Source organism: Promicromonospora kroppenstedtii DSM 19349, from assembly GCF_000515355.1.
In the GTDB taxonomy this organism is placed as follows: domain Bacteria; phylum Actinomycetota; class Actinomycetes; order Actinomycetales; family Cellulomonadaceae; genus Promicromonospora; species Promicromonospora kroppenstedtii.
Genome location: NZ_KI911761.1, coordinates 52,728 through 58,745, shown reverse-complemented (window position 1 = coordinate 58,745; position 6,018 = coordinate 52,728). Strand labels below are relative to the sequence as shown.

General features: G+C 72.8%; 4 protein-coding genes. All 4 read left to right on the top strand.

Features of this window, described 5'->3' with window-relative positions; all coding sequences use genetic code 11:
* Positions 1–1,776: tetratricopeptide repeat protein (locus PROKR_RS28840; RefSeq protein ID WP_036970926.1), on the top strand; the 1,776-nt coding region annotated here is incomplete at its 5' end.
* 81 nt (positions 1,777–1,857) lie between these two features.
* Complete coding sequence (gene uvrA, locus PROKR_RS28835) at positions 1,858–4,815, top strand: excinuclease ABC subunit UvrA (RefSeq protein ID WP_036970923.1); 2,958 nt, start codon at positions 1,858–1,860, stop codon at positions 4,813–4,815.
* A gap of 66 nt (positions 4,816–4,881) precedes the next feature.
* Entirely contained in the window at positions 4,882–5,370 is a 489-nt protein-coding gene (locus PROKR_RS28830) for an OsmC family protein (RefSeq protein ID WP_036970920.1), read from the top strand.
* A gap of 113 nt (positions 5,371–5,483) precedes the next feature.
* On the top strand, positions 5,484–6,018 hold a 535-nt coding region (locus PROKR_RS36575), incomplete at its 3' end, for a hypothetical protein (RefSeq protein ID WP_425414955.1).

Below are 6,018 nucleotides of genomic sequence, written 5' to 3'. Positions count from 1 at the left end.
CCCGCCGGGCCGGACCGGCTCGGCGATCTGCTCCTCACCGACCGGCTCGGCCGCTCGGTCTCCCTCGTCGGCTCCTGCACGTGGGGCTTGTCACGCAAGAGCGCCCTGCGGGTGGTGCGCGTCGCCCGGCGGCTGGAGGTCGAGCTGTCCGAGGTGCCGGCCGCCACCGCGCTGGCCGGCGAGCTCCTGCGCCGGGCGACCGACTCCTCCGGGGACGACCCGCGTACCCTGCGGGCCGCGTTCCTGCTCAAGCGGCGCGCCGTGGTCGACGCCTCGGTCGACGACGTGCACCGGGGCGAGCGGCTGGTCGAGGTGGCCCGGGACGCCGTCGGCCGTGCGGAGGCCCTGGTCGACCTCGGTACCGCGCTGCGGGACGTCGCGCGGGTGACCGAGTCGCTGGACGTGCTGGACGCGGGCGTCGAGGCCTGGCGGCGCATCGCCACCGGCGACCCCGACCGCTATCGCACCGCCCTGGTCTCGGCGATCAACGCCATGGGCAGCGCGCGCTGGCGGGCCGGGCACACCCAGGCCGCCCTGGCCGCCCACCGTGAGGCGCTCGACCTGGTCCGGGCCGCCCCCGAGCGCGACCGGTCGTGGTGCGAGGCCGAGGTGGCGCGCGTGCTGATCAGCCTCAACGTGGTGCAGAACGACACGGGCACGCCCCAGGAGGAGGATGACACGTTCGCCGAGCTGCTCCCGATCCTGCGCAACCTGGTCGAGCGCGACCCCCGGCAGTGGGCGGTGTTCCTGACCACCGCGCTGTCCAACCGGTCGGTGACGCTCACCGAGAGCCGGCCGCAGCAGGCGGTGCCGGTCGCCCGGGAGGCCGTCGAGCTCAGCCGCAGGATGATGCTGGAGGCACCGCAGCGGCACCGCAACGAGCTCGGGTTCGCGCTGACCAACCTGGCCAACGCGTACGCGGCGCTCGGCCGGGACCGGGAGGCCGTGGCGCCGCTCACCGAGGCCGCCGCCGTCCGGCGCGAGCTGGTCCGCGAGAACCCCGCGACGCACACCTGGACGCTGGCCTACACGCTCGCCTCGCTCGGTGCGGTCAAGTCGCGCCTGGGTGACCTGGACGAGGCCGTCTCGCTCGAGCGAGAGGCCGTGCTGCTGCGTCGTCGCCTCGCCCGCGAGCACCCGGCGCGGTACCGCCGGATGCTCGCGGCGTCCCTCTCCAACCTCGCGGTCACGCACTCACGGGCCGGTGAGCCGGAGGAGGCGCTGCCGCTGGAGCAGGAGGCCGTGGCGATCCGGCGCGGCCTCGCGGAGGAGGGGCAGCCGGGCGAGGAGCACCTGGCGCACTCGCTGTCCAACCTGGGCGTGCTCTATGCCGAGCTCGGCCGGGCCGCCGACGCCGTGGCGCCCACCAGGGAGGCCGTCGAGCGCCTCCGGCGGCTCGCGGGGGAGGACCCCGGCCGCTTCGAGCCCGCTCTCGCCAACGCGCTGCTCAACCTCGGCGCGGCCCTGATCGACGCCGGGCGCCTGCAGGAGGGCGTGGAGCCGACGACGGAGGCCGTGCGCCTGCGCCGGGAGCTCGCCCGGCGCAGCCCGGACGTGCATCTGCCCGGGCTCGCGGCCGCGCTGACCAACCTCGTCTCCGTGCACCTCGACCTCGGGATGACGGACCCGGCGGCCGATCACGCGCAGGAGGTCGTCGCGGTCCGGCGGCGGCTCGTCGACGGCTCCTACGCCCACGAGCAGGACCTCCTGCGAGCCCTGGACCTGCAGGCTCGCGTGCGCCGGTCGGGCCCCGTCGAGGGCCGCGCGATCCGCTGAACGGCGCGGGTGTGACGAGTCTGCCAGTGTGATCCATAGAACAGGCGTGCGAATGTCGGTGGCGCGCCCTAGGATGCCTCTGTGAGCAATCGTCTCGTCGTCTCCGGTGCCCGTGAGCACAACCTCAAGAACGTCGATCTGGACCTTCCCAGGGACCGCCTGATCGTCTTCACCGGGCTGTCGGGTTCGGGTAAGTCGTCGCTCGCGTTCGACACGATCTTCGCCGAGGGTCAGCGCCGGTACGTCGAGTCCCTGTCTGCCTACGCCCGCCAGTTCCTGGGCCAGATGGACAAGCCTGACGTCGACTTCATCGAGGGCCTGTCGCCCGCGGTGTCGATCGACCAGAAGTCGACCAACCGCAACCCGCGCTCCACGGTGGGCACCATCACCGAGGTCTACGACTACCTGCGCCTGCTGTACGCCCGCGCGGGCACGCAGTTCTGCCCCGTGTGCGGGGAGAAGGTCCAGTCGCAGACGCCGCAGCAGATCGTGGACCAGATCCTGGAGCTGCCCGAGGGCACCCGCTACCAGGTGCTGGCGCCCGTCGTGCGCGGCCGCAAGGGCGAGTACGCGGACCTGTTCAAGGAGCTGCAGGCCAAGGGCTTCTCGCGCGCCCGGGTCGACGGCGAGGTCGTGCAGCTGACCGACCCGCCCACGCTGGAGAAGAAGCTGAAGCACGACATCGAGGTGGTCGTGGACCGGCTCGTGGCGCGTGAGGGCGTGCAGCGCCGGCTGACCGACTCGGTGGAGACCGCGCTCGCCCTGGCGAACGGCCTGGTCATGATCGAGCTGGTCGACACTCCGAACGACCAGGGCATCGACGGCCCCGCTCGCCTCCGCAAGTTCTCTGAGAAGCGCGCCTGCCCCAACGAGCACCCGCTCGCGCTCGACGAGATCGAGCCGCGTACCTTCTCGTTCAACGCGCCCTACGGCGCGTGCCCCGAGTGCACCGGCATCGGCTTCCGCCTGGAGGTCGACCCCGACCTGATCGTGCCCGACGACGAGCAGACGCTGCGCGGCGGCGCGGTGGCTCCGTGGGCGCAGACGTCGTCGGAGTACTTCGAGCGGGTGCTCTCCGCGCTCGCCGAGGAGATGAAGTTCTCCATGGACGTGCCGTGGCGCGCGCTGCCCGCGAGGGCCCGGGAGGCGATCCTGCACGGGCGCGACCACAAGGTGCACGTCAAGTACAAGAACCGGTGGGGCCGCGAGCGGCAGTACTCGACCGGGTTCGAGGGCGCCGTGACGTTCCTGGAGCGACGCCACCGCGAGACCGACTCGGACTGGTCGAAGGAGAAGTACGAGGCCTACATGCGTGAGGTGCCGTGCCCCACGTGCGGTGGAGCGCGCCTCAAGCCCGAGGTGCTCGCGGTCAAGGTGGGCGGGCTGTCCATCGCCGACGTGAGCCGCCTCCCCGTGGGCGAGGCCGCCGAGTTCCTCAAGGGCATCGAGCTCGGCGTCCGCGAGGCACAGATCGCCACCGAGGTGCTCAAGGAGATCCACGCGCGCCTGGGCTTCCTGCTCGACGTCGGGCTGCACTACCTCACGCTGGAGCGGCCCGCGGGCACGCTGTCCGGCGGCGAGGCGCAGCGCATCCGGCTCGCGACGCAGATCGGTTCCGGCCTGGTGGGCGTGCTGTACGTGCTGGACGAGCCGTCGATCGGCCTGCACCAGCGCGACAACCGCCGGCTCATCGACACGCTCACCCGCCTGCGGGACCTGGGCAACACGCTCATCGTGGTCGAGCACGACGAGGACACGATCCGCGCGGCCGACTGGATCGTCGACATCGGTCCGGGCGCGGGCGAGCACGGCGGCGTCGTCATCCACTCGGGCGACTACGCCGGGCTGCTGGAGCAGCAGGACTCGCTCACGGGCGCGTACCTCGCCGGGCGCCGCTCGATCCCCGTGCCGGCCGAGCGCCGGCCCGTCGACCCCAAGCGGCAGGTCACGGTCGTGGGCGCGCACGAGAACAACCTGCGCGACGTCGACGTGTCGTTCCCGCTGGGCGTGCTGACCGTGGTGTCGGGCGTCTCGGGCTCGGGCAAGTCGACGCTCGTGAACTCGATCCTGTACACGGTCATGGCCAACCAGCTCAACGGCGCCCGCCGGGTGGCCGGGCGGCACAAGCGCGTGACGGGCCTGGACCAGCTCGACAAGGTGGTCCACGTGGACCAGGGGCCGATCGGCCGCACGCCGCGGTCCAACCCGGCCACCTACACCGGCGTCTGGGACCGGATCCGCAAGATCTTCGCGGAGACCGAGGAGGCCAAGGTGCGCGGCTACGGGCCCGGCCGCTTCTCGTTCAACGTCAAGGGCGGGCGCTGCGAGGCGTGCGCGGGCGACGGCACGATCAAGATCGAGATGAACTTCCTGCCCGACGTGTACGTGCCGTGCGAGGTGTGCCACGGGGCGCGGTACAACCGCGAGACGCTCGAGGTGCACTTCAAGGGCAAGACGGTCGCCGACGTGCTCGACATGCCGATCGAGGAGGCCGCGGAGTTCTTCAAGGCGTTCCCGGCCATCTCGCGGCACCTGTCCACGCTGGTCGACGTCGGCCTCGGCTACGTGCGTCTCGGCCAGCCCGCGCCCACCCTGTCCGGCGGCGAGGCGCAGCGCGTCAAGCTGGCGGCGGAGCTGCAGAAGAGGTCGTCGGGCCGGTCGGCCTACGTGCTGGACGAACCGACGACGGGCCTGCACTTCGAGGACGTCCGCCGGCTGCTCGGCGTGCTCCAGTCGCTGGCGGACAAGGGCAACACGGTCATCGTGATCGAGCACAACCTCGACGTCATCAAGAACGCCGACTGGGTCATCGACATGGGCCCGGAGGGTGGCAGCGGCGGCGGCAACGTCGTGGCGCAGGGCACGCCCGAGGTCGTCGCGGAGGTGCCGGAGAGCCACACGGGCACCTACCTCGCGGAGATCCTGGACGGCCACGCGCGGGCGGGCGAGGTGCCGGTGCTGCCGCCGACCAACGGTGCGGCCAAGCGCAAGACCGCGTCCCGGAAGACCAGCCGGGCCAAGGCGGCCGCCTCGGCCTGAGACTCACGGCGTGTCGTGCGGGGCGAAGTGATGGCCTGCGGGCCGGGCGCACCCTAGGGTGAGTCCATGAGCGGAGCCACGCATGACTACGCCGTGACGGTGCGGTGGACCGGCGCGGGGGACACGGGTACGTCCTCGTACACCGCGTACTCGCGCGACCACGAGATCGACCTGGCCCACAAGCCGCCCCTGCTGGGCTCGGCGGACCCGGCGTTCCGGGGCGACCCGGGCCGATACAACCCCGAGGAACTGTTCGTCGTCAGCCTGAGCCAGTGCCACATGCTCTGGTTCCTGCACCTGGCAGCGGAGTCCGGCCTGATCGTGCGGGAGTACACCGACGCGGCGACCGGCACCATGCGCGTGGAGTCGCGGGGCGAGGGCGCGTTCACCGACGTGACGCTCCACCCGCGCGTCGTGGTGGACGCCGGCGAGCTCGCCACCGACGAGCACGTGGCCGCGCTGCACCACAAGGCGCACGCGATGTGCTTCATCTCGCGGTCGGTGAACTTCCCGGTGCACGTGGCGCCGGTGCCGCTCGCCGTCGGCGCGGCCTGACCGGTCCTGCCCGACAGGCCGACCGGTACGCCCCGTCCGGGGCAACGGTCCCGGGCGCCCGGGCGTCACAGGTCATGACGGGCGCCGCTGGGGTGCCCGGACGAGGAGCAGCCATGCGTACGACACGGATGTCCCGGCTGGCGGCGGCAGTGGTGGTGGGTGCCGCGCTGGCCACGACGACGGCCTGCCAGGCCGACACGCCGCAGGAGGCGGAGACCAGCGCTCCGGCCACCCCGAGCACGGAGCCGACCGGCCAGACGTCGCCGTCGGGCGAGCCTGCCACGGGCGAGTCAGGGTCGGGCGGCGAGCCCACCGACGACGGCGGGTCCGGCGGTGCGGAGGCGCCTTACCAGGACGGCTACCAGCCGCCCTGGTTCGAGGGGACGGACTGGTCGTGCGGCATGCCCGTCGCGGACCTGGCGTCGACCGGCGAGGGCTGGACGCTCGCGGTCGCGGGCGGGCTGACCGACACCTCCGGCGGTGAGCCGTCGCACAACGGCGACCGGTTCCTGCCCGTGACGTTGACCGGGCCGGCGGGCGCGGTGCACGTCAGCCCGCCGGCGACGGTCTGGACGCAGGGCGACGTCGTCGTCGAGCTGCCGGCCCTGGCCGACGCCGCGCCCGTCGAGACGGCGGGGGGCGAGCGGC

Bases quoted from the DNA above. Each gene is read 5' to 3' on its own strand.
- PROKR_RS28830 (WP_036970920.1), top strand. From the start codon at position 4,882: ATGAGCGGAGCCACGCATGACTACGCCGTGACGGTGCGGTGGACCGGC.